The organism is Morococcus cerebrosus (assembly GCF_022749515.1).
Classification (GTDB): domain Bacteria; phylum Pseudomonadota; class Gammaproteobacteria; order Burkholderiales; family Neisseriaceae; genus Neisseria; species Neisseria cerebrosa.
Genome location: NZ_CP094242.1, coordinates 1,978,515 through 2,002,651, shown reverse-complemented (window position 1 = coordinate 2,002,651; position 24,137 = coordinate 1,978,515). Strand labels below are relative to the sequence as shown.

Below are 24,137 nucleotides of genomic sequence, written 5' to 3'. Positions count from 1 at the left end.
GGCGTACAAGGTTTTCAGACGACCTCAAACAACATTAAACAATTTTGGAGAATCAAAAAATGGCAGCAAAAGACGTACAGTTCGGTAACGAAGTCCGCCAAAAAATGGTCAGCGGTGTGAACACTCTGGCAAACGCCGTCCGCGTAACTTTGGGTCCTAAAGGCCGCAACGTAGTGGTTGACCGCGCATTCGGCGGCCCGCACATCACCAAAGACGGCGTTACCGTCGCTAAAGAAATCGAACTGAAAGACAAATTCGAAAACATGGGCGCGCAAATGGTGAAAGAAGTAGCGTCCAAAACCAACGACGTAGCGGGCGACGGTACCACTACCGCCACCGTACTGGCTCAAGCCATCGTTGCCGAAGGTATGAAATACGTTACCGCCGGCATGAATCCGACCGACCTGAAACGCGGTATCGACAAAGCCGTTGCCGCTTTGGTTGAAGAGCTGAAAAACATCGCCAAACCTTGCGATACGTCCAAAGAAATCGCCCAAGTCGGCTCGATTTCCGCCAACTCCGACGAACAAGTCGGCGCGATTATTGCCGAAGCGATGGAAAAAGTCGGCAAAGAAGGCGTGATTACCGTTGAAGACGGCAAATCTTTGGAAAACGAATTGGATGTCGTCGAAGGTATGCAGTTCGACCGCGGCTACCTGTCCCCTTATTTCATCAACGACGCGGAAAAACAAATCGCTGCGCTGGACAATCCGTTTGTTTTGCTGTTCGACAAAAAAATCAGCAACATCCGCGACCTGCTGCCTGTTTTGGAACAAGTGGCAAAAGCCAGCCGTCCGCTTTTGATTATCGCTGAAGACGTAGAAGGCGAAGCCTTGGCGACTTTGGTCGTGAACAACATCCGCGGCATCCTGAAAACCGTTGCCGTTAAAGCCCCGGGCTTCGGCGACCGCCGCAAAGCCATGCTGCAAGACATCGCCATCCTGACCGGCGGCACCGTGATTGCCGAAGAAGTCGGCCTGTCTTTGGAAAAAGCCACTCTGGAAGACTTGGGTCAAGCCAAACGCATCGAAATCGGTAAAGAAAACACCACCATCATCGACGGCTTCGGCGACGCAACCCAAATCGAAGCGCGTGTTGCCGAAATCCGCCAACAAATCGAAACCGCAACCAGCGATTACGACAAAGAAAAACTGCAAGAGCGCGTTGCCAAACTGGCGGGCGGCGTAGCAGTGATCAAAGTCGGTGCCGCTACCGAAGTCGAAATGAAAGAGAAAAAAGACCGCGTGGAAGACGCGCTGCACGCTACCCGCGCAGCTGTTGAAGAAGGCGTGGTTGCCGGCGGCGGCGTAGCCCTGTTGCGCGCCCGTGCCGCTTTGGAAAACCTGCATACCGGCAATGCCGACCAAGACGCAGGCGTACAAATCGTCTTGCGCGCTATTGAGTCTCCGCTGCGCCAAATCGTTGCCAACGCAGGCGGCGAGCCCAGCGTAGTCGTGAACAAAGTGTTGGAAGGCAAAGGCAACTATGGTTACAACGCAGGCTCCGGCGAATACGGCGACATGATCGAAATGGGCGTACTCGACCCTGCCAAAGTAACCCGTTCCGCGCTGCAACACGCTGCGTCTATCGCCGGCCTGATGCTGACGACCGACTGCATGATTGCCGAAATCCCTGAAGAAAAACCAGCTATGCCTGACATGGGCGGCATGGGTGGTATGGGCGGCATGATGTAAGGTTGCCCAAACCTGAGCGCAAACAAAAACCTGCACGGACAACCGTGCAGGTTTTTTCTTTGGAAGAAGGTCGTCTGAAAACGAGAAGGGTGGATTTTCAGACGACCCCTAGCTTATCTCGCCTGCTCCATAGCAGCCGTTAACGCATTAAAGTTTTGCATTAGCGTTGCTTTATCGAACCAGCCAGCCAGTGTAAACAGCTGTATAAAAATCCCTATAATCAGAACCATGCAGCAGAAGTACAAAAGATAGCCTTTGAATATCGTCCAAACTTTAACCTGACCCATTTGCATCAAGCCGACAGCCTGCACCCAAAACACCCAAGTCTTCCAAAACATCAGCAGCGGCGTAATCTGTGGGACATAAAACACAAGCAGTGCTGGAATCATCAAAGCTTCCGATGCCAAGATGAATCCCCATAAAGGCAGGCGCGGCGCGCCGTTTCTGCTCAAAACATGACGCATCACGCGGCTCAAAATCAGCCACTTTATAACGGTAACCAACACGCCAAAGACGGCGGCGGCAGTGCTGACGCCGAGCAAGGTCGACATATCTGCCGCATTAATCATGCCCAACAGCAGCAAAATCGCCAAAATGACAGGCAGCGTATAGAAATAATCAGCAGGATTTTTATAGCGCAGACGCAGAATATCCCACATATCGGTAAGAAAAGAATAAAGCATTGAATGACGAGTGGTTCGATAAAAAATAGAAGGCTGGATTTTAGCTGAAAATATACGGTCTGATAAATACAGACGATGTGATATGAATTGTCGCCACCTGCGAATATCCGCTAGAATACGCGCTTTATGGAAGGTCGTCTGAAAAGGATTCAATATGGCAAAAGCAAAAGGCGGTTTGGGCCGCGGTTTAGATTCCCTGATTTCCAACGGCGTGGACAACAGCAGCAGCGACCGCCTGACTACCGTCGCCATCAACGACATCCAACCCGGCCGTTATCAGGCGCGGGTACAGATGGACGACGAAGCCTTGCAGGAGCTGGCGGATTCGATTAAAGCGCAAGGCGTTATCCAGCCGGTCATCGTGCGCGAACACGGCCTTTCCCAATACGAATTGATTGCCGGCGAACGCCGCTGGCGCGCATCCCAACTCGCCGGACTGACCGAGATTCCGGTCGTCATCAAAACCATCAGCGACGAAACCGCGCTGGCAATGGGTTTGATTGAAAACCTGCAACGCGAAAACTTAAACCCGATTGAAGAAGCGCAAGGTTTGAAACGCCTCGCCGACGAGTTCGGACTGACTCATGAAACCATCGCTAAGGCAGTCGGCAAAAGCCGCAGTGCCATTTCCAACAGCCTGCGCCTGTTGAGCCTGCCCGAGCCGGTCCAAGAAATGCTCTACCACCGCCATCTTGAGATGGGGCACGCCCGCGCCCTGCTGACCCTGCCCGTGGTCGAGCAGCTTGAGTTGGCGCAAAAAGCAGTAAAAAACGGTTGGTCGGTGCGCGAAGTCGAACGCCGCAGCCAAATCGCCCATCAAACCAAACAGGAAATTAAAAAAACCATCAGCCCCGATATACGTCGTCTGAACGACGTGTTGACCGAAAGGCTGGGCGTTAACGCGGAAGTCAAAACCACCAATCACAAAAAAGGCAAAATCGTCCTCCACTTTGATACGCCGGAAACATTTGAATATCTGCTGAAACAGTTGGGCATCGATTATCAGATGTGAATTAGGTTGTGCGGAAAATTTAAAATTAAGGCCATCTGAAAACGTCTTCTCCAGTTTTCAGATGACTTTTTTATTGAAATAGAATTACTGGATAATGGCTGTAATTTAATGTAATTTGTGATAGAATAAAAAATTACATACGTTGTTAAATGTGGCTGGTGTTATTTCACAAAGGTTAACTATCTCTTGACGTGTGCAGGCTTCTTCATTATATTCTAGCATCGCTTGACCATTTCCGTTGTACCCCCTAATTTTGCATGAATCAGATTTTAGTTTATCAAATCATTGTTTTATTAATTATTTCTGTATTAAATGCTGTTTTTGCGGGTGTGGATGGATTTTGGTCTTCTGTCGCAGGGGGAGTTTGTTATTTAGTCCCGTCTTCTATCGCAGTTTTACTTTTAAAATTTTCCAAGCGCAACCCTTTGTATCATGGTAAAGCGTTCATTATCGGGGAAATTTTAAAAGTAGTGCTGTCGCTGGTGATGATGCTTGCCGTATTCGCAGTTTGGCATCAGTCTTTGATATTCTTTCCGTTCTTGTTCGGATTGCTCGGTGTCAGCCATTTCGTTTTTTTAGTATTGTTGAGAGTGAAGCATTATGGCAGGTGACAAAATTACTGCTACTGATTACATCACGCACCACTTGCAAAGTTTGACCAGCCTTTCCGATGTCGCTAAGGGACAAGGCTTGGATAATATTGCTGATTTTTCTTTTATTAATATTGATGCAATATTTTTCTCTGTATTGTTGGGTGTAATCGGAAGTTTCCTACTTTTGCGTGGGGCCAGGAAGGCGACGGCGGGTGTGCCCGGACGTTTTCAGGCTGCCGTCGAGATTCTGTTTGAGTTTGTGGATGATATGTGTAAAAGCATTATTCACAACGAGCAATCTCGAAAAGCCATTGCCCCGTTAGGCTTGACGCTGTTTGTATGGATTTTCCTGATGAATGCCATGGATATGCTGCCGGTCGATTTGTTCCCGTGGCTATGGCAAAACATTACCGGTAACCATCATGCATTGTTGCGTATTGTACCGACCGCAGATTTGAATACCACATTAGCGTTGGCTATCGGTGTCTTGGTGATTTGTATTTATTACAATATCAAAATCAAAGGTATCCGTGGTTGGATTCATGAGTTGTTCAGCGCTCCGTTCGGCGCCAAGCTTGCTCCCGCCAACTTCCTTTTGAATCTGGTCGAATTCCTTTCTAAAACAGTTTCTCACGGTATGCGGTTGTTCGGTAACATGTATGCCGGCGAGCTGGTGTTCCTTCTGATTGCTTTGCTGGGTGGCGCTTGGGCGACATCTGGAAGCGTTGAAGTGTTGGATCCGATTCTGTTTGGTTTCCACATCCTTGCCGGATTGGCATGGGCGATTTTCCATATCTTGGTGATTACCCTGCAGGCATTTATCTTTATGGCCTTGGCGTTTGTCTATATCGGACAAGCTCATGATGCACATTAATTTATTAGGTAGTTTTTCATTAACTTTCTTTGTTTTCTCAAGGAGTAAAAAATGGGTTTGGTAGCAATTGCATGTGGTTTGATCGTAGCATTGGGTGCATTGGGTGCCTCTATCGGTATCGCAATGGTCGGTTCCAAATATCTGGAGTCTTCTGCTCGTCAACCTGAATTGATTGGTCCGCTGCAAACTAAATTGTTCCTGATTGCTGGTCTGATTGATGCCGCATTCCTGATTGGTGTGGCTATTGCACTGTTGTTCGCCTTCGTTAAACCATTTGGTGCATAATCAAACGGCGTGATCCGTCTAGGTACAGACTTCGGTCTGTTTGATTAACACTAGTACGAAGGTTAACTAACGTGAATATTAATGCAACCTTATTCGCTCAAATCATCGTCTTTTTCGGTTTGGTTTGGTTTACCATGAAATTCGTGTGGCCGCCAATCGCAAAAGCATTGGATGAGCGTGCCGCAAAAATTGCCGAAGGCTTGGCTGCTGCCGAGCGCGGTAAGAGCGATTTTGAACAGGCAGAGAAGAAAGTTGCAGAACTCTTGGCTGAAGGGCGTAACCAAGTTTCCGAAATGGTAGCAAACGCCGAAAAACGTGCCGCCAAAATCGTAGAAGAAGCGAAAGAGCAAGCTACTGTTGAGGCAGTGCGGATTACAGCACAAGCTAAAGCTGATGCTCAGCAAGAAATGAACCGTGCACGCGAAGTTTTGCGTGAACAAGTTGCTGCGTTGGCGGTTAAAGGTGCAGAGTCTATTTTGCGCAGTGAAGTAGATACTTCAAAACATGCGCAGCTGCTCAGTGCTTTAAAACAGGAGCTGTAATCTTATGGCTGAGTTCGCAACGATTGCCAGACCTTATGCGAAAGCATTGTTTAATCTGGCGCAGGAAAAAAACCAAATTGAGTCTTGGTTGGGCGGACTGGAAGAATTAGCCGCGGTTGTTCAAAATCAGAAAGTAATTTCTTTTCTTGAGCAACCTGAAATCAATACTTCTGAAAAGGTAAATGTACTTGCCGAACTCGTTGAATTAAAAAGTGATGAATTGAAGAATTTCATTACTGTTCTGGCAGAGCAAAAACGTTTGCCTGTATTGCCTGAAGTCTATGCTCAATATCAAGCTTTAACCTTGTCATTCAATCATACTAAGTCCGCTGTGATTTACAGTGCTTATCCATTGACTGAAGATCAATTGGCTGAGTTGGCTGAAATATTGAAAAAACGCTTCGACAGTAAGTTGCAGATTACAACTGAAGTCGCGCCTGAATTAATTGGCGGTGTCAAAGTTGAAGTGGGTGACCAGGTCTTGGATTTGTCGGTGCGGGGTAAATTGAATGTCCTGTATGCGACTATGACAAATTAGGAGAGTTTTCATGCAGCTTAATCCTGCTGAAATTAGCGATTTGATTAAAGCTAAAATTGAAAATCTGTCTGGAAATACAGAAGTACGTACCCGTGGTACGGTTATTTCTGTAACAGACGGTATTGTTCGTATTCATGGCTTGTCAGACGCAATGCAAGGTGAGATGCTCGAATTCCCGGGTAACACTTTCGGTTTGGCGATGAACTTGGAGCGCGACTCCGTCGGCGCCGTAGTGTTGGGTGAATACGAACATATTAAAGAAGGCGACACAGTTACTTGTACCGGCCGTATTTTGGAAGTACCTGTCGGTCGTGAATTGGTTGGTCGCGTTGTAGATGCATTGGGTCGCCCGATTGATGGCAAAGGCCCGATCAACACATCTTCCACAGCGCCAATCGAAAAAATTGCACCGGGTGTAATTGCCCGTAAATCAGTTGACCAACCTATGCAAACCGGTCTGAAGGCCATTGACTCAATGGTTCCGATTGGTCGCGGTCAACGTGAGCTGATCATTGGTGACCGTCAAACAGGTAAAACAGCCGTAGCATTGGATGCTATTGTCAACCAAAAAGGTACGGGCGTTATCTGTATTTATGTTGCAATCGGTCAAAAAGCATCTTCTATTGCCAACGTAGTACGCAAATTGGAAGAGCATGGCGCAATGGAGCACACTATTGTGGTTGCGGCGACTGCTTCTGAAGCTGCGGCTTTGCAATATATCGCACCTTATGCAGGTTGTACGATGGGCGAGTTTTTCCGCGACCGCGGTGAAGACGCATTGATTGTATATGATGACTTGTCCAAACAAGCTGTTGCTTACCGTCAAATTTCCCTGTTGCTGCGCCGTCCTCCCGGTCGTGAAGCATATCCTGGCGACGTTTTCTATCTGCACTCCCGTTTGTTGGAGCGTGCTGCCCGTGTAAATGAACACGAAGTTGAAAAACTGACCAATGGCGAAGTGAAGGGCAAAACAGGCTCTCTGACTGCATTGCCGATTATTGAAACGCAAGCCGGCGACGTCTCTGCATTCGTACCGACAAACGTGATTTCGATTACCGACGGTCAGATTTTCTTGGAAACCGACTTGTTTAACGCCGGTATCCGTCCTGCGATTAATGCCGGTATTTCGGTATCGCGCGTAGGTGGTGCTGCGCAAACCAAAGTAATTAAAAAACTGGGTGGCGGTATCCGTTTGGCACTTGCCCAATATCGTGAGTTGGCAGCCTTCTCGCAATTTGCTTCCGATTTGGATGAAGCTACACGCAAACAGCTGCAACACGGTGAAGTGGTTACTGAATTGATGAAGCAAAAACAATTCAGCACTTTGGATACAGCCGAAATGGCTTTGACCTTGTGGGCCATTAATAATGGTTCTTACGAAGATGTACCGGTATCCAAGGCATTGGCTTTCGAAGCGGAATTTTTGAGCTTTGTACGCACTCAGCATCCTGGTGTTTTAGAAGCAATCAACGCATCAGGTGCGATGTCCGATGAAAGTGAAAAAACATTGACCGAAGCCATGAATTCTTTCAAATCTTCTTATGCTTACCAGGCCTAAGAGCTGAAATGAAAGGAGTCTGAAATGGCAGTCGGAAAAGAGATTCTCACCAAAATCCGTAGTGTTCAAAATACCCAAAAGATCACTAAAGCGATGCAGATGGTGTCAACCTCTAAAATGCGGAAGACTCAGGAACGGATGCGCTTGGCGCGTCCGTATGCCGAAAAAGTACGGACAGTTATGAGTCATTTGGCGCGAACCCATGAAGATCACGGTATTAAATTATTGGCACCTCATCGTGAAACACGTCGGGTAGGTTTCATTTTAATCACCTCTGATAAAGGTCTTTGCGGTGGTTTGAACGCGAATGTTTTGAAGAAATTCTTAGCGCAAGTCCAAGAATACCAAGAACAAGGCATTGAAGTTGATGTCGTCTGTTTAGGTAGTAAAGGTTTGGCAGCTTGTCAAAATATCGGTTTGAACGTTATTGCCAGTGCGATTAATTTGGGTGATACCCCAAAAATGGAATTGCTGCTTGGTCCATTGACTGAAATCTTCCAACGTTACGAGAAGCATGAGTTAGATAAAATACATTTAGTATATTCGTGTTTTGTGAATACCATGCGTCAAGAACCACGATTGGAGGTTCTGCTGCCTATCGGCGAAAATGTGATAGAAGACGAGGAGAGTTATTCTTCATTCAGTTGGGAATACCGTTATGAGCCAAGTCCTGTCGCAGTGTTGGAATATCTGGTTCGCCGCTATTTAGAGTCTGTGGTTTACCAAGCATTGAGTGACAATATGGCATCTGAGCAAGCTGCGCGTATGGTGGCAATGAAAGCGGCCACCGACAATGCAGGCAATGCCATTAAAGAGTTGCGTTTGGTATATAACAAATCGCGTCAAGCTGCGATTACCACGGAATTGTCAGAAATTGTAGCAGGTGCAGCGGCAGTTTGATGTCGTCTGAAACCTGAACAGGAAATTAGGATACGATAATGAGCCAAGGCAAAATCGTACAAATTATTGGTGCGGTAGTTGACGTGGAGTTCCCGCGTGATGCCATTCCGCGTGTTTACGACGCCCTGAAATTGGATGCAAACGGCCTGACTTTGGAAGTGCAACAGCTTCTGGGTGACGGCGTAGTTCGTACTATTGCAATGGGTAGTTCGGATGGTTTGAAACGCGGCATGACTGTAAGCAATACAGGTGCGCCGATTACAGTACCGGTAGGTAAAGGTACTTTGGGACGTATTGTCGATGTATTGGGTACGCCTGTTGATGAAGCAGGTCCGATTGATACCGACAAACACCGTGCCATCCATCAGACAGCTCCGAAATTTGATGAACTGTCTGCGACTACTGAGCTGCTGGAAACCGGCATTAAAGTGATTGACTTGCTGTGTCCGTTTGCCAAAGGCGGTAAAGTAGGTCTGTTCGGTGGTGCCGGTGTAGGCAAAACCGTCAACATGATGGAATTAATTAACAACATCGCCAAAGCGCATAGCGGTTTGTCCGTGTTCGCAGGTGTGGGTGAGCGTACCCGTGAAGGTAATGACTTCTACCACGAGATGAAAGATTCCAACGTATTGGACAAAGTAGCGATGGTTTACGGTCAGATGAACGAACCCCCGGGTAACCGTCTGCGTGTAGCCTTGACCGGTTTGACGATGGCCGAATACTTCCGTGATGAAAAAGACGAAAGCGGCAAAGGCCGTGACGTATTGTTCTTCGTGGACAATATTTACCGTTACACCCTAGCCGGTACCGAAGTATCCGCATTGTTGGGTCGTATGCCTTCAGCAGTAGGTTACCAACCGACATTGGCTGAAGAAATGGGTCGTTTGCAAGAGCGTATTACCTCTACCCAAACAGGCTCCATTACTTCCATTCAAGCCGTATATGTACCTGCGGATGACTTGACTGACCCGTCTCCTGCAACGACATTTGCCCACTTGGACGCCACTGTCGTATTGAGCCGTGATATCGCCTCTTTGGGTATTTACCCCGCAGTTGACCCGCTCGATTCCACTTCGCGCCAACTGGATCCGATGGTATTGGGTCAAGAACACTATGATGTAGCCCGCGGCGTACAATCTACCCTGCAAAAATACAAAGAATTGCGCGATATTATTGCCATTCTGGGTATGGACGAATTGTCAGACGAAGATAAACTGACCGTGATGCGTGCACGTAAGATTCAACGCTTCCTGTCGCAACCGTTCCACGTTGCCGAAGTATTTACCGGCTCTCCCGGCAAATATGTATCGCTGCGTGACACCATTGCCGGCTTTAAAGCTATCTTGAACGGTGAATACGACCATCTGCCTGAACAAGCTTTCTACATGGTAGGCGGTATCGAAGAAGCGGTCGAGAAAGCGAAAACCTTAAACTAAGGAGGTCGGCATGAGCGTCATGCGAGTTGAAGTGGTAAGTAGCGAGCAGAACATCTATTCAGGCGAAGCCAGTTTTGTAGTGGTTCCGACTATGCAAGGTGAGCTTGGTATTTATCCGCGACACGAGCCGATTATGAGTTTGGTACGTCCCGGAGCGTTGCGTTTGACCGTGCCCGGTGAAGCTGAAGAAGTGATGGTTGCCGTTTCTGGTGGGGTGCTGGAAGTACAGCCCAACCAACTTACTGTGTTGGCGGATGTTGCTGTACGCAGTTCCGAGATGGATCGCGAGCGCGCGGAAGCTGCCAAAAAAGCGGCGGAAACCGGCATTTCTCAAGCGAAAGACGATAAATCGTTGGCTGAAGCGCATAAAGCCTTGGCCGCAGCGATTGCCCAGCTCAAAACCTTGGATTATCTTCGTTCGCACAAAAACAAATAAGCAGTTTTGCTTTACAAAAAGCACGGTTGATTACCGTGCTTTTTATTTTTTCATGATGGATGATTTTGAGAAGAACGGAATCTTTAGGTAACAAATGCTATAGAAAAGTTTTAAATGATTTTTTTATTGCGCATAATTTTGCTTTTCTAAGTCAGCGATAAAGGTTGTTTACTGAATACGGTTTTTATAGGATAAAGCAAATCTTTTGGTAAGGATCTATCGTATTTTAAAGTGGTGTTAATGTCGTCTGAATGTATAGTCAATTAAAAACAAAATGGTACAATACTCAACTTTGAAGGTCTAACCATGGCATACTCTGCGGACTTAAGAAACAAAGCTTTAAACTATTACGAACAATGCAAAAACATCAGCCAAACCGCAGCAACGTTTAATTTGTCAAGAAACGCGCTTTACCTGTGGATTCGCCTTAAAAAACAAACAGGCAGCCTAAAACATCAAGTTACCGGTCTAAATGCCGTAAAATTGGATAGGCAAAAACTGGCTCAATATGTTGAGCAGCACCAGGATGCCTATCTGCATGAAATCGCCAAACATTTTGATTGTACGCCAGCCGCCGTTTGCTATGCACTCAAACAGATGGGGATGACGCGCAAAAAAAGACCACCACTTACAAAGAACAAGACCCGGCCAAAGTAACGCATTATTTGACACAGCTGGCCGAATTTTCCGACTACCAACGTGTTTATTTGGATGAAACAGGATTTGACCGCTACCTGTTCCGTCCCTATGCCCGCAGCCCGAAAGGGCAAATAGTGAAAGCGCAGATAAGTGGAAAAAGATACCGACGCTTATCTCTGGTGTCCGCACAAGTCGGCAACCGGCTGATTGCTCCGATGGTTTATCAAAATACGATGACCGGAGTCTTTTTTGAAGCGTGGTTTCAGCAATGCCTACTGCCCGCATTGACTCAAAAATCGGTGATTATTTTAGATAATGCGCGATTTCACCGTATGGGTGTCTTACGGGAAATGGCGGAAAAATGGGGACATAAGGTATTGCCTCTTGCACCTTATTCACCTGAGCTCAACCCGATTGAGAAGGTGTGGGCGAATATTAAGCGGTATCTGCGAACCGTATTGTCTGATTACGCCCGATTTGACGATGCGTTACTGTCCTATTTTGATTTTAATTGACTATATTTAAGACGACTTTTTTGTTTTTAAGGACACCTATTTGCCTATTCTAATAATGAATAAAGTTTGGCTATTTGGGAAGATTGCCATTATATCTGAAATTAAAAAACAACAAATTTTAGAGACAAAAGGTTTTTATTTTGCATAAGCGGTATTTTTATTGTAAAAAATGCCATTTGGGTTATAATTTTAAAATACATTATCATAAATTGATGTGTAACCTATTACGAAAAAATAAATATTTTATATTGCGGATAATTTGTCATGAACTTTGATTTCATATTTGGGGATGGTGTATCAGGTATGGCGGGATATAGCCTGATACTGATTTTGGCTGCGCTTGCCAGTAAGCGAGATTCAGTAAAACGGTTTATCAGTCGTTTTGCCGTTAATGTGCGTGCTCAATGCTACTTGGATGAAAATTCATATCATGTTTTCCGCCATCTTGATATACGTATTTCAGGAACGCATGAACAAATTGATTATGTTTACGTTTCACGATTCGGTATTTTTATCGTATCGACGCCGAATTATCAAGGCCGTATTTGGGGGGATAACGGGGACGGGATGTGGACGCAGAAATTCCATAGAACCAAGATGCTTTTCCCTAATCCTTTAGCACAGAACCAACGTTATATTCAAGCATTGGTGCGGCAGCTTGATTTAAGCCCGCGCTTGTTTTATTCGATTGTCGTATTTGCGGGAAATTGCCAATTTCAAACCATGATGCCGGATAATGTCATTGAATCTGCTGAATTCAATGAATACATTGCTCAATACTGTGAAGTCGTTTTGAATGACGACAAGGTTGCGGAGATCAAAGAAATTTTAGAGAGCAATGAATTTGATAACGTGTTTGGTCAAAATGGTTCTCGATCACACGCTTAATGAAGTAGGCTAAAAAAATTTGTAGGTGATGCAGCAGTTTTTTGAAATTATCGGTTGAACACAAAAGGTCGTCTGAAACCTGAGTCGGTTTTCAGACGACCTTTTGTTTGAGCGTGTCGTTATCAGTGTTTGACGCCACTGAGCCTTGCCCAGCCTTCGTCGATTTCGGCAGGTTCGATGTCGAACCATTGGCGGTAAATGCCGCTGAGTTCTTCGACTTGTTCGTCCAGCAAACCGGACAATACGATGCGGCCGCCTTGTTTGGTGCGGGCGGCGAGCATTTCGCCGAGCATGCGCAGGGGATTAGCGAGGATGTTGGCGACGACGATGTCAAATTGTCCTTGCGGCAGGCCGTCGGGCAGGTAGAACTGTGCATCGACATTGTTTTGTGCGGCGTTGTCCTTACTGGCGCGGATAGCCTGTTCGTCAATATCGACGCCGACGGCAGAACCTGCGCCGAGCTTGAGGGCGGCTATGGTCAAGATGCCGGAGCCGCAGCCGTAGTCGAGGACGCTTTCGCCGCCTTTGAGTTGTGTGTCCAGCCACTTGAGGCAGAGGCGTGTGGTCGGATGACTGCCTGTACCGAAGGCTAGGCCGGGGTCGAGCTGGAGGTTGACGGCGTTACTGTTGGGTGCTTCGTGCCAAGAGGGGGTAATCCACAGGCGTTCGGAAATCTGAATGGGGTCGAACTGTGCTTGGGTCAGACGCACCCAGTCTTGGTCGGCGAGGATTTCGCTGGTGTATGCCAAATCTTTCAGTCCGCATTCTTGGCTGGCGGCTTGAATCATGGCTGCGGCATCGTCGTGCTCGCCAAACAGGGCGATGACTTTGCTTTGCTGCCAGATTTGTTCGGTCGGCATGCCGGGTTCGCCGAAGATGGCTTGTTCGTTTTCGGTGCCTGCGTAGGCGTCTTCGATGGCGGCGGAGAGTGCGCCGTGTTCCATCAGGGCGTCGGCGAGGCGTTCGGCGACGGCGTCGTTGACGTTGATGGTGATTTGTTGATAGGACATGGTGGGCTTTCTCGGTGGGGTCGTCTGAAATTAGGAAGTGGCGGTCAAATACGCGATTTTGGTTGTTTTCGGGATATTTCGGCTATTGGCGTAACAGTGTGCTTGAATTGTTTTTCTGCCTGAACACGGATTCTTTATTGCGCTGAAATGGTGGCGGATAGGTTGGCTCAATAATATAGCAAACATATTTAACTTTAAATACGGCATGTTATCAAATTCCGTCATTCCCACACAGGCGGGAACCCATCGCAAAACTTGAGAAACCTTGATTTGAAAAACAGTTTCTGAATTTCAAAAATGGATTCCCGCCTACGCGGTAATGATGACAATCGGTAAGTTGCGTATCGAAAATAAAGTCATTTAGCTATATTCTAGGCTTGTCAGCAATCGCTGATGTACGCCCGAAATCAGGCTTCAATCTGTCTGAAAAAAGGTCGTCTGAAAGCCATACGGTTTTTCAGACGACCTTCGACTATCCAAGCGGGACGGTTTTATTTGTCCTGTTTGACTTTACGCTCTTCCAGCCAGTGTTCCAGATAGTGGATGCTGACGCCGCCTTTTTCAAAACCGGGGTCGCTGAACAAATCGCGGTGCAGCGGGGTATTGGTTTTGATGCCGGTTACGGCAAGCTCGGCGAGGGCGACGCGCATTTTTGCCATTGCCTGCTCGCGGGTTTTGCCGATGACGCAGACTTTACCAATCAGGCTGTCGTAGTACGGCGGGATGCGGTAGCCTTGGTAAATATGGCTGTCCACGCGGATGCCGAAGCCGCCGGGCAGGTGACAGCTTTCGATCAAACCCGGACTGGGGATAAAGTTGTACGGGTCTTCGGCGTTGATGCGACACTCGAAAGCATGGCCTTCGATTTGGATGTCTTTTTGCTTGTATTGCAAAGGCAGGCCGCCGGCAATGCGGATTTGTTCCTGCACGATGTCCACGCCGGTAATCAGCTCGGTAACGGGGTGTTCGACTTGGACGCGGGTGTTCATTTCGATGAAGAAGAACTCGCCGTTTTCATACAGGAATTCAAACGTACCTGCGCCACGGTAGCCGATGCGTTTGCAGGCGTCGGTACAGGCTTTGCCGATTTTTTCGCGGGCTTTTTCGTCGATGAAGGGAGCGGGTGCTTCTTCAATGACTTTTTGGTGGCGGCGCTGCATGGAGCAATCGCGCTCGGCAAGGTAGATGGCGTTGCCGTGTTCGTCGGCGAGCACTTGGATTTCGACGTGGCGCGGGCGTTGCAGGTAGCGTTCCATATAGACCATCGGGTTGCCGAACGCCGCGCCTGCTTCGGCTTTGGTCATTTCGACGGATTTGATGAGGTCTTCTTTTTTCTCGACCACGCGCATACCGCGACCGCCGCCGCCGCCCGATGCTTTGATAATCACGGGATAACCGACTTTATCGGCAGTTTTGAGGATTTCGGCGGGATCGTCCGACAGAGCGCCGTCCGAACCGGGAACGCAAGGTACACCCGCTTCAATCATCGCGTGTTTCGCGGAAACTTTGTCGCCCATCAGGCGGATGGTTTCGGCGCGTGGGCCGATGAAGATGAAGCCGGATTGCTCGACCTGTTCGGCAAAATTGGCGTTTTCGGCAAGGAAGCCGTAGCCCGGGTGGATGGCATCCGCGCCGGTTACTTCTGCGGCGGCGATGAGGGCGGGAATATTGAGATAGCTTTGTGCGGAAGCGGCAGGGCCGATGCACACGGATTCATCGGCAAGTTTGACGTGCAGACTGTCTTTGTCGGCTTCGGAATGCACAGCGACAGTAGCGATGCCCATTTCACGGCAGGCTCGCAGGACGCGCAGCGCGATTTCGCCTCGGTTGGCGATTAATACTTTTTTCAGCATGATGACCTTTCCTGTGGTTTCAGACGACCTGTTTGTTACCTTTTGCCCAACGCATTGCGGATTTTTTCATCGGTCTTGTATTGGCTCAACGCGTACACCGCTCACTCGGACGGCCGATGGTGAAGAATACGGCGAAGGGCAGGAAGATGGCTAACAGCAGGCGCATGGTGGAAATCCTGAGTTGGAAAGCATTTCAGACGACCTCCCGCAATCTGGAAGGTCGTCTGAAAACGAATTATTCGATAATGAAGAGCGGCTCGCCAAATTCCACAGGCGTACCGTTTTCCACCAGAATTTCTTTAACCGTGCCGGATTTCTCGGCTTCGATTTCGTTCATCAACTTCATCGCTTCGATGATACACAGCGTATCGCCGGCTTTGACTTGCTGACCGACTTCGACGAAAGCCGCGGCATTCGGGCCGGGCGCGCGGTAGAACGTACCGACCATAGGCGATTTTTGCGCGTTGGACAGGTCGCGGGCGGCAGGCGCTGCGGGAGCGGGGGCTGCTGCGGCAGCAGGCGCGGCGGGTGCAGGAGCAGGCGCGGCTACATGGGCGGGCGCAGCATAAACGGAAGCCGGAGCGGCGGTGGCGCGGGTAATACGGACTTTTTCCTCGCCTTCGGTAACTTCGATTTCGGCGATACCTGATTCTTCTACTAAATCAATCAGTTTTTTTAACTTGCGCAAATCCATTTTCGTTCCTTTACGATACGGCCAAAATGTTGTGAAGCGGCCGTGTTTGTTGCGGGATATTTCAGAAAACAACCGGCCTGCGGCAACGGCGCAAACCGGACAGTATTTTGTTGCATAAAGGGGCATTCTCAGGAGCAGAAACCCCGTAAATGAATTTGACTATTTTCCCGAACTTGCCGACAAATGTCTAGCAAAATCTCGAAAAAAGGCGGTTTTTGAACGAAACGGGCAGATTCGGAGATTTCGTCAAAATGTACGTTTTCCTGACGAGTGTTTATTCTAATTTATTGGTTTATGAAGGGAAAAAGGTCGTCTGAAAATTCAGGCCGGGATGCCGATAAACCATTTTGCCTGCTTTCAGACGACCTTCTGATATTAATGGGGATTTAAGGAGGAGAATTTCTTATCGAAGGGGAGGAACGGATTGGGTGATAACCTAACTGATCTTCCGGTTTTTGGCTTGTGCGGAAATGAATGGCGACAGTTTGTGCTGTAAGAGATTTATGGTTGCGGTGGTAAAAGGTCGTCTGAAAACTGATTTTCAGACGACCTTTGCATTTTGAATTATTCCCCGTCTTTAACCTGATGAACGGGCAAGTACACGTCGAAGCGGGTGCTTTTGCCCGTGTATTGGTAGGCGGGTTTTTCGCCGTTGAGAAACTCGCCGAGGCGCGGGCGTTTGACGACGACGCGTTTTTTCGCAACGGCGCGGGCGGCAGCAAGCAGCTCGGCTTCTTCTTGGGCGGCACCGACGACGCTGTGAAAATACGCCATTTCTTTTTTGACGGCGGCGGATTTTTGGCGTTCGGGGTACATGGGGTCGAGATACACGATGTCGGGGCGCGATTGGGGGGCGAGTTCCCGCACCAATTCGACGGCGTTGCCATAATGAAAGGTAATGCGGCGGGCGATGTCTTGGATTTCAGGCTCTTGCAGCGCGCGTTCGAGACCGTCGGCAAGCAGGCAGGCGACGGCGGGATGCTGCTCGAAAGTGTGGACGTTCAAACCGAGCGAGGCGAGGACGAAGCTGTCGCGCCCGAGTCCGCCGGTGCAGTCCCAGACGGTCGGTTTGGCCGTGTGGTTGACCGCTTTGGCAATCAACTCGCCGCCGCCTTTAGTGCGCCGGTATTGGGCTGCACCGCCGCCGAAATCGATGCGCACGCGCCCTTTTTCCCCCGCGCGGCACAAGCTGACGCCCTCCGCATCGGCAAACAGGTATTCGCCGCTGTCGGGCGGGCAGGGCAGGGTAGGGAGGTCGAATTGCTGCGCCAAACGGCGGACGTTTTCGGTTGCGGTGTCGGAGAAATAGACGGCGGGTATGGCGTGGGTGTGCAAATCTTTTGGGGCAGACATTTTCAGACGACCTTTGATTATGGATTGTCAACAATATGAACCGTATTTTTGTTGAATTATCGAATTTTTCACTGCGATTCATTCTCAGATAACGCTATAATATGCCTAATATTCTTTTGAATCCATCAGCGTTTGTCTTTCCGATGGGCTTTCAGACGACCCTCCTCTTTTTCTTCCCCATTCAGTAAAGGAAAATCATGAGCTTCAAAACCGATGCCGAAATCGCCCAATCCTCCACCATGCGTCCGATTGGCGAAATTGCTGCCAAGCTGGGTTTGAACGTGGACAATATCGAACCCTACGGCCATTACAAAGCCAAAATCAATCCTGCCGAGGCATTCAAGCTGCCGCAAAAACAAGGCCGTCTGATTTTGGTTACCGCCATTAATCCGACTCCTGCGGGTGAGGGTAAAACCACTGTAACCATCGGTTTGGCGGATGCGTTGCGCCACATCGGTAAAGACTCGGTTATCGCCCTGCGCGAGCCTTCTTTGGGTCCGGTGTTTGGTGTTAAAGGCGGTGCGGCAGGCGGCGGCTATGCCCAAGTTCTGCCTATGGAAGACATCAACCTACACTTTACCGGCGACTTTCACGCCATCGGTGCGGCGAATAACTTGCTCGCCGCCATGCTCGACAACCATATCTACCAAGGCAATGAGTTGAACATCGATCCGAAACGTGTGCTGTGGCGTCGCGTGGTTGACATGAACGACCGTCAGTTGCGCAACATCATCGACGGTATGGGCAAACCTGTTGACGGCGTGATGCGTCCTGACGGTTTCGACATTACCGTTGCCTCCGAAGTGATGGCGGTATTCTGTCTTGCCAAAGACATCAGCGATTTGAAAGAGCGTTTGGGCAACATCCTTGTCGCCTATGCCAAAGACGGCAGCCCTGTTTACGCCAAAGATTTGAAAGCGAATGGCGCGATGGCGGCATTGCTCAAAGATGCGATTAAGCCTAACTTGGTACAAACCATTGAAGGCACGCCCGCCTTCGTACACGGCGGCCCGTTCGCCAACATCGCTCACGGCTGCAACTCCGTTACCGCCACCCGACTGGCGAAACACCTTGCCGATTACGCCGTAACTGAAGCAGGCTTCGGCGCGGATTTGGGCGCGGAAAAATTCTGCGACATCAAATGCCGCCTTGCCGGTTTGAAACCCGACGCAGCCGTCGTCGTCGCCACCGTCCGCGCCTTGAAATACAACGGCGGCGTAGAACGCGCCAACCTCGGCGAAGAAAACCTCGAAGCCTTGGCAAAAGGTCTGCCCAACCTGCTGAAACACATTTCCAACCTGAAAAACGTCTTCGGGCTGCCCGTCGTCGTCGCCATCAACCGCTTCGTGTCCGACTCCGAGGCCGAGTTGGCAATGATTGAAAAAGCCTGCGCCGAACACGGCGTCGAAGTTTCCCTGGCCGAAGTGTGGGGCAAAGGCGGCGCGGGCGGCGCAGATTTGGCGCGCAAAGTCGTCAACGCCATCGACAACCAACCCAACGAATTCCGCTTCGCCTACGATGTCGAGTTGAGCATCAAAGACAAAATCCGCGCCATCGCCCAAAAAGTGTACGGCGCGGAAGACGTCGATTTCAGCGCGGAAGCCGCCGCCGAAATCGCCTCGCTGGAAAAACTGGGCTTGGACAAAATGCCCGTCTGCATGGCGAAAACCCAATATTCCCTCAGCGACAACGCCAAACTCTTGGGCTGCCCCGAAGGCTTCCGCATCACCGTGCGCGGCATCACCGTCTCCGCCGGCGCAGGCTTCATCGTCGCCCTGTGCGGCAACATGATGAAAATGCCCGGCCTGCCCAAAGTCCCCGCCGCCGAGAAAATCGACGTGGACGCAGACGGCGTGATTCACGGCTTGTTCTGATTTGAATCGACAGTGAAATAAAACAGCGAAAAGGTCGTCTGAAAACGGTTTTCAGACGACCTTATATTATTTTGAAGCGGTTTAAACTCAACCGCGACAAACCCGTAGCGTGGGCTTCGCCCGCGAATCTCTCTGATGGAAAGGTCGTCTGAAACAATAAAGCAAACTCGCACATTCGTTTTCAGACGACTCTTTTTATGGTTTTCATCTTAGCCCTGCTTTTGTATAGTGGATTAAATTTAAATCAGGACAAGGCGACGAAGCCGCAGACAGTACAAATAGTACGGCAAGGCGAGACAACGCCGTACTGGTTTAAATTTAATCCACTATAAATGCGTTTGTTTTTATAGTGAATCTACCTTTTCAGACGACCTCCCGCCCTACCAACCGCCCGCCCATCCCGCACTACTGCCCCACCCGTCCGAAACGCGCTATACTCCCAAATTAACTATCCGCCCAACCCGCTTCAGGAGAACACCATGCCCGAACAAAACCGCATCCTTTGCCGCGAACTGAGCCTGCTCGCTTTCAATCGCCGCGTTTTGGCGCAGGCGCAGGATGAAAACGTGCCGCTTTTGGAACGTCTGCGGTTTTTGTGTATAGTATCTTCCAACCTCGACGAATTTTTCGAGGTACGCATGGCGTGGCTCAAACGCGCGCAAAAAATGAATCCGCACGAGCGTCTAGACAACGGCACCACGCCGTCTGAAACCATTGCCGCCGTCTCCGCCGAGGCACAAGCATTGATACAGGAACAATATCGCCTGTTCAACGAAGTTTTGCAGCCCGAATTGAGCAAACAAGGCATCCACTTCTACCGCCGCCGCAACTGGACGGAAGGACAGCAAAAATGGATCGAGCAGTATTTTGACGCCGAACTGTTGCCCATCCTCACCCCCATCGGACTCGACCCGTCGCACCCCTTCCCGCGCCCCTTAAACAAATCGCTCAACTTCGCTGTCGAGCTTGAAGGTACGGACGCATTCGGCCGCCCCTCCGGCATGGCGATTGTACAAGCCCCGCGCATCCTGCCGCGCGTCGTCCCCTTACCCGTAGAATTGTGCGAAGGCGGCAGCGGCTTCGTCTTCCTCTCCTCCATCCTGCACGCCCACGTCGGCAAACTCTTCCCCGGCATGACCGTCAAAGACTGCCACCAGTTCCGCCTCACCCGCGACAGCGACCTGACCGTCGATGAAGAAGACCTCAAAAACCTGCGCGCCGCCATTCAAAACGAATTGCACGACCGCGAATACGGCGACGGCGTGCGCCTCGAAGTCGCCGACACCTGCCCGCCCCACATCCACGACTTCCTGCTCGCCCAGTTCAAACTCACCCCCGCCGAGCTTTACCAAGTCAAAGGCCCGGTCAACCTCGTGCGCCTTAATGCCGTTCCCGATTTGGTTGACCGTCCCGACCTCAAGTTTCCCGCGCGCGGAGCAGGTCGTCTGAAAGCATTGCGCAAGAACGGCTCTATTTTCAAACTGGCGAAACAATCGCCCATCCTGCTGCACCATCCGTATCAGTCCTTCGACCCCGTCGTCCACATGATACGCGAAGCCGCCGCCGACCCCGCCGTCCTCGCCGTCAAAATGACCATTTACCGCACCGGCAGCAATTCCGAACTCGTCCGCGCCCTGATGAAAGCCGCCCTTGCCGGCAAACAAGTAACCGTCGTCGTCGAACTCATGGCGCGTTTTGACGAAGCCAACAACGTCAACTGGGCGCAACAGCTTGAAAACGCAGGCGCACACGTCGTTTACGGCGTATTCGGCTACAAAATCCACGCCAAAATGGCACTCGTCATCCGCCGCGAAAACGGTGCGCTTAAACGCTACGCCCACCTCGGCACCGGCAACTACCACCAAGGCACCTCGCGGATTTACACCGACTTCGGCATCATCACCGCCGACGACCAAATCACCGCCGACGTGAACACCCTCTTTATGGAAATTACAGGCTTGGGCAAACCGGGTCGTCTGAACAAGCTCTACCAAAGCCCGTTCACCCTGCACAAAATGGTCATCGACCGCATCGAGCGCGAAATCCAACACGCCAAAGCAGGCAAACCCGCCCGCATCCGAGCCAAAATGAATTCATTGATCGAGCCGAGCGTCATCGACGCCCTCTACCGCGCCAGCAGCGCAGGCGTGCAAATCGACCTCATCGTGCGCGGCATGTGTACCCTGCGCCCCGGTGTCAAAGGCCTGTCCGAAAACATCCGCGTCCGCTCCATCATCGGCAGACAGCTCGAACACTCGCGCGTGTACTGCTTCCACAACAACGGCGCGGACGACACCTTCATCTCCAGCGCCGACTGGATGGGGCGCAACTTCTTCCGCCGCATCGAAGTCGCCACCCCGATTTTCACACCCGAACTCAAAGCCCGCGTCATCCACGAAGGCATCGAAATGGCGCTGCAAGACAACACCCGCGCCTGGCTGATGCAGCCCGACGGCAGCTACCTCCGCGCCCGCCCCGAAAACGGCGAACCCGCATTCAGCCTGCAAGAAAGCTTGTGGGAAATGTACGGCAGATAAAGCGAGGGCGGTATTAAAATGAAGGCCGTCTTTGAATATTTCATGAAGGCAGAAGGATTCGAACCGTGCCTGCACGGCAATAACGGAATGGGTGATTTTTAGGTTCATACACTATAAAAGGTCGTCTGAAATACTTAAAGATAGGGTTTCAGACGACCTATCCACACCCAGCCGTAGCGTGGGCTTCGCCCACGAAAAAAACAATACTATTTATCGCCCGACTCGGAAACCAAGCCATCGATTTCATGGGCAAAGCCCACGCTACGATCCGCGGCAGGTATCGCAGTGCTCTACCCGCCACCCCGCCGAATTTACCTGTCAAGGAAGTTTTTTGTATTAATGGGGAAGTTTTTTGTTTATTTTCAATTCACGCTCATCCACCATAAAAGTTAAAAAGGTCGTCTGAAACCCGTAATCACATGGGTTTCAGACGACCTTTTATCTTTCCCGTCCGCTTTTCAGACGACCTCACAGCAAAAACATCGTTGCCAGCCCCAAGAAAATCAGAAAACCGCCGGAATCCGTTACCGCCGTAATCAGTACCGAGCTGCCCAAGGCAGGGTCGCGTCCGAATTTATCCATGATGACTGGGATGAGTACGCCGACCGAGGCGGCGAGCAAGAGGTTCAGTGTCATCGCGGCGACCATCACCAAGCCGATGCCGATGCTGCCGTACAGCAGCCATGACACCACGCCCATGACCGTTCCCCAGATGATGCCGTTGACCAGAGCGACGCCGACTTCTTTTTTCAACAAGCGTCCCGCCTGCATTCCCGTCAACTGCCCCATCGCCATCGCGCGGACAATCATGGTGATGGTTTGGTTGCCGGAGTTGCCGCCGATACCGGCGACGATGGGCATCAGCGCGGCGAGTGCGACGATTTTCTCGATACTGCCTTCAAACGCGCCGATAACGCGGCTGGCGAGAAAGGCGGTGCAGAGGTTGACGGCAAGCCACATCCAGCGGTTTTTCACCGAATCCCACACAGGCGCAAACAAATCTTCCTCTTCCTGCAAACCCGCCATATTCAACATGTCCGCTTCCGATTCTTCACGGATAACGTCCACCATCTCGTCGATGGTAATCCTGCCGATGAGCTTTTTGTTTTCATCGACCACGGGCGCGGTAACCAAGTCATAACGTTCGAACGCCTGCGCCGCCTCTTCCACGTCGTCTTCAGGACGGAAGCGCACGACTTCGGTCGCCATCACATCCGCCACCAAGTCTTCAGGATCGGCAACCAAAAGTTTACGAATGGGCAACACGCCTTGCAGGATGTCGTTCTCATCGACCACGAAAATCTTGTCGGTATGATCGGGCAGGCTCTCGAAGCGGCGCAGGTAACGCAGCACCACTTCGCAGGCAACGTCGGCGCGGATACTGACCAACTCGAAGTCCATAATCGCACCGACTTGGTTGTCTTCATACGACATCGCCGCCTTGACTTGGGCGCGCTCTTCCTCATCGCGCGTCTGCAAGGCTTCATAGACCACTTGGTGCGGCAAATCGCCCGCCAGCTCCGCCAGTTCGTCCGCGTCCAAGTCATCGACTGCCGCCAACAGCTCGTCTTTGTCCATCGACTCGATCAGCGTTTCGCGCACCGCGTCGGAGACTTCCAGCAACACTTCGCCGTCGTCTTCAGGCGTAACCAGAAGCCAGACGATATTACGCTCGCGCGGCGGCAACGATTCCAACACCGCCGCCACGTCGGCAGGGTGCAGCTCGTTCAAAAGGACGGTCAGCTCGGTAAATTTGTCGCGCAACGCCTCGTCCTCAATCGGCACGCCTTCCTCAATCTGCGGGAAGGCGGGCGAGAGGATTTCGCACAGCGCGTGGATACGGTCGAAATCGGCGGAAACGCGCTCTACGTCGCTTTCGATACCGTCGTTTTCAAGGTTCGGAGGGGTTTGTTCGATGCTCATAAATGCTCCGCCCGCCGGATGCGGGAGGGCATTTCGGCGGGATGGTTATCGTGTATTTCGGGATAAACCGGAAGGGAAGTTCAGTAAAAACGAACTGGGAAGGTCCATAATAAAAGCCTGCTGATTCAGGCGTCGTGTTGGAAACGGAGCGTATTTTACCCTGTTTTAGGGCGGTTTACTATTTTAAACGGTGAATTGAAAAAGGTCGTCTGAAAACTGTCTGTGGGGATTTTTCTCTTTTTCGGGCAAAAGGCAGGGAATGTATTCTGTAAATAGGGGAAAAGAAAGTTTGCTGTTATG

Annotated in this window: 21 protein-coding genes; 15 read left to right on the top strand and 6 right to left on the bottom strand. The window is 50.4% G+C overall.

The window, feature by feature from the left end; translation table 11 throughout:
• Nucleotides 1-59 precede the first annotated feature (59 nt).
• Nucleotides 60-1,694, top strand: coding sequence for a chaperonin GroEL (gene groL / locus MON37_RS09435; RefSeq protein WP_039409542.1), 1,635 nt, complete (start codon nt 60-62; stop codon nt 1,692-1,694).
• A gap of 113 nt (nt 1,695-1,807) precedes the next feature.
• Here groL and MON37_RS09430 read toward each other — a convergent pair whose 3' ends face one another.
• Entirely contained in the window at nt 1,808-2,377 is a 570-nt protein-coding gene (locus MON37_RS09430; protein WP_039409545.1) for a hypothetical protein, read from the bottom strand.
• A gap of 154 nt (nt 2,378-2,531) precedes the next feature.
• Between MON37_RS09430 and MON37_RS09425 the strand changes: the two genes are divergently transcribed.
• The 12 genes from MON37_RS09425 to MON37_RS09370 all read left to right on the top strand — a co-directional run bounded on the left by MON37_RS09425 (nt 2,532) and on the right by MON37_RS09370 (nt 12,593).
• A complete protein-coding gene (locus tag MON37_RS09425) occupies nt 2,532-3,389 on the top strand; it encodes a ParB/RepB/Spo0J family partition protein (protein WP_039409549.1) in 858 nt (285 codons plus the stop codon).
• Between the two features lie 257 nt (nt 3,390-3,646).
• Complete coding sequence (locus tag MON37_RS09420) at nt 3,647-4,000, top strand: ATP synthase subunit I (protein WP_039409551.1); 354 nt, start codon at nt 3,647-3,649, stop codon at nt 3,998-4,000.
• Nucleotides 3,990-4,856, top strand: coding sequence for a F0F1 ATP synthase subunit A (gene atpB / locus MON37_RS09415; protein WP_003768887.1), 867 nt, complete (start codon nt 3,990-3,992; stop codon nt 4,854-4,856). Before MON37_RS09420 ends, atpB begins: the two co-directional genes overlap by 11 nt.
• Before the next feature lie 51 nt (nt 4,857-4,907).
• The gene (gene atpE, locus MON37_RS09410; RefSeq protein WP_003760443.1) at nt 4,908-5,141 is read left to right on the top strand and encodes a F0F1 ATP synthase subunit C; all 234 of its coding nucleotides are present in this window, start codon (nt 4,908-4,910) and stop codon (nt 5,139-5,141) included.
• Nucleotides 5,142-5,212: 71 nt separating this feature from the next.
• Nucleotides 5,213-5,683 carry a F0F1 ATP synthase subunit B gene (locus MON37_RS09405; protein ID WP_003760441.1) on the top strand — a complete coding sequence of 157 codons (471 nt, stop codon included), beginning with the start codon at nt 5,213-5,215 and terminating at the stop codon, nt 5,681-5,683.
• Between the two features lie 4 nt (nt 5,684-5,687).
• On the top strand, nt 5,688-6,221 hold the full coding sequence (locus MON37_RS09400; protein ID WP_039409554.1) for a F0F1 ATP synthase subunit delta: 534 nt from the start codon (nt 5,688-5,690) through the stop codon (nt 6,219-6,221).
• 10 nt (nt 6,222-6,231) lie between these two features.
• On the top strand, nt 6,232-7,779 hold the full coding sequence (gene atpA / locus MON37_RS09395; RefSeq protein ID WP_039409556.1) for a F0F1 ATP synthase subunit alpha: 1,548 nt from the start codon (nt 6,232-6,234) through the stop codon (nt 7,777-7,779).
• 24 nt (nt 7,780-7,803) lie between these two features.
• The gene (gene atpG, locus MON37_RS09390; protein ID WP_003760435.1) at nt 7,804-8,679 is read left to right on the top strand and encodes a F0F1 ATP synthase subunit gamma; all 876 of its coding nucleotides are present in this window, start codon (nt 7,804-7,806) and stop codon (nt 8,677-8,679) included.
• 38 nt (nt 8,680-8,717) lie between these two features.
• Complete coding sequence (atpD, locus tag MON37_RS09385; protein ID WP_003760432.1) at nt 8,718-10,115, top strand: F0F1 ATP synthase subunit beta; 1,398 nt, start codon at nt 8,718-8,720, stop codon at nt 10,113-10,115.
• Nucleotides 10,116-10,125: 10 nt separating this feature from the next.
• The gene (locus tag MON37_RS09380) at nt 10,126-10,551 is read left to right on the top strand and encodes a F0F1 ATP synthase subunit epsilon (protein ID WP_039409558.1); all 426 of its coding nucleotides are present in this window, start codon (nt 10,126-10,128) and stop codon (nt 10,549-10,551) included.
• A 306-nt stretch (nt 10,552-10,857) separates the two neighbouring features.
• Nucleotides 10,858-11,705 (top strand): IS630 family transposase gene (locus MON37_RS09375; RefSeq protein WP_242883626.1). Its coding sequence is split into 2 segments (ribosomal slippage): nt 10,858-11,173 and nt 11,173-11,705, totalling 849 coding nucleotides; the frame shifts between segments, so codons are not numbered across the junction.
• 264 nt (nt 11,706-11,969) lie between these two features.
• Entirely contained in the window at nt 11,970-12,593 is a 624-nt protein-coding gene (locus MON37_RS09370; RefSeq protein WP_039408998.1) for a nuclease-related domain-containing protein, read from the top strand.
• A 122-nt stretch (nt 12,594-12,715) separates the two neighbouring features.
• Here MON37_RS09370 and prmA read toward each other — a convergent pair whose 3' ends face one another.
• The 4 genes from prmA to MON37_RS09350 all read right to left on the bottom strand — a co-directional run bounded on the left by prmA (nt 12,716) and on the right by MON37_RS09350 (nt 17,503).
• Nucleotides 12,716-13,603, bottom strand: a complete 888-nt coding sequence (gene prmA, locus MON37_RS09365; protein ID WP_039409000.1) for a 50S ribosomal protein L11 methyltransferase — start codon at nt 13,601-13,603, stop codon at nt 12,716-12,718.
• Nucleotides 13,604-14,094: 491 nt separating this feature from the next.
• Nucleotides 14,095-15,456 carry an acetyl-CoA carboxylase biotin carboxylase subunit gene (accC, locus tag MON37_RS09360; protein WP_039409003.1) on the bottom strand — a complete coding sequence of 454 codons (1,362 nt, stop codon included), beginning with the start codon at nt 15,454-15,456 and terminating at the stop codon, nt 14,095-14,097.
• 235 nt (nt 15,457-15,691) lie between these two features.
• Nucleotides 15,692-16,150 (bottom strand): acetyl-CoA carboxylase biotin carboxyl carrier protein, encoded by a 459-nt coding sequence (accB, locus tag MON37_RS09355; RefSeq protein WP_039409006.1) that lies wholly within the window; start codon nt 16,148-16,150, stop codon nt 15,692-15,694.
• Between the two features lie 564 nt (nt 16,151-16,714).
• On the bottom strand, nt 16,715-17,503 hold the full coding sequence (locus tag MON37_RS09350) for a class I SAM-dependent methyltransferase (protein WP_052242834.1): 789 nt from the start codon (nt 17,501-17,503) through the stop codon (nt 16,715-16,717).
• A gap of 197 nt (nt 17,504-17,700) precedes the next feature.
• On the opposite strand from MON37_RS09350, the gene MON37_RS09345 reads away from it, so the two are divergent.
• Together MON37_RS09345 and ppk1 are read left to right on the top strand one after the other, a co-directional pair.
• Nucleotides 17,701-19,377, top strand: coding sequence for a formate--tetrahydrofolate ligase (locus tag MON37_RS09345; RefSeq protein WP_039409008.1), 1,677 nt, complete (start codon nt 17,701-17,703; stop codon nt 19,375-19,377).
• Nucleotides 19,378-19,856: 479 nt separating this feature from the next.
• On the top strand, nt 19,857-21,914 hold the full coding sequence (ppk1, locus tag MON37_RS09340; RefSeq protein ID WP_039409010.1) for a polyphosphate kinase 1: 2,058 nt from the start codon (nt 19,857-19,859) through the stop codon (nt 21,912-21,914).
• Between the two features lie 468 nt (nt 21,915-22,382).
• On the opposite strand, the gene mgtE is transcribed toward ppk1, so the two are convergent.
• Nucleotides 22,383-23,837 (bottom strand): magnesium transporter, encoded by a 1,455-nt coding sequence (mgtE, locus tag MON37_RS09335; protein WP_003765020.1) that lies wholly within the window; start codon nt 23,835-23,837, stop codon nt 22,383-22,385.
• Between the last annotated feature and the right edge of the window lie 300 nt (nt 23,838-24,137).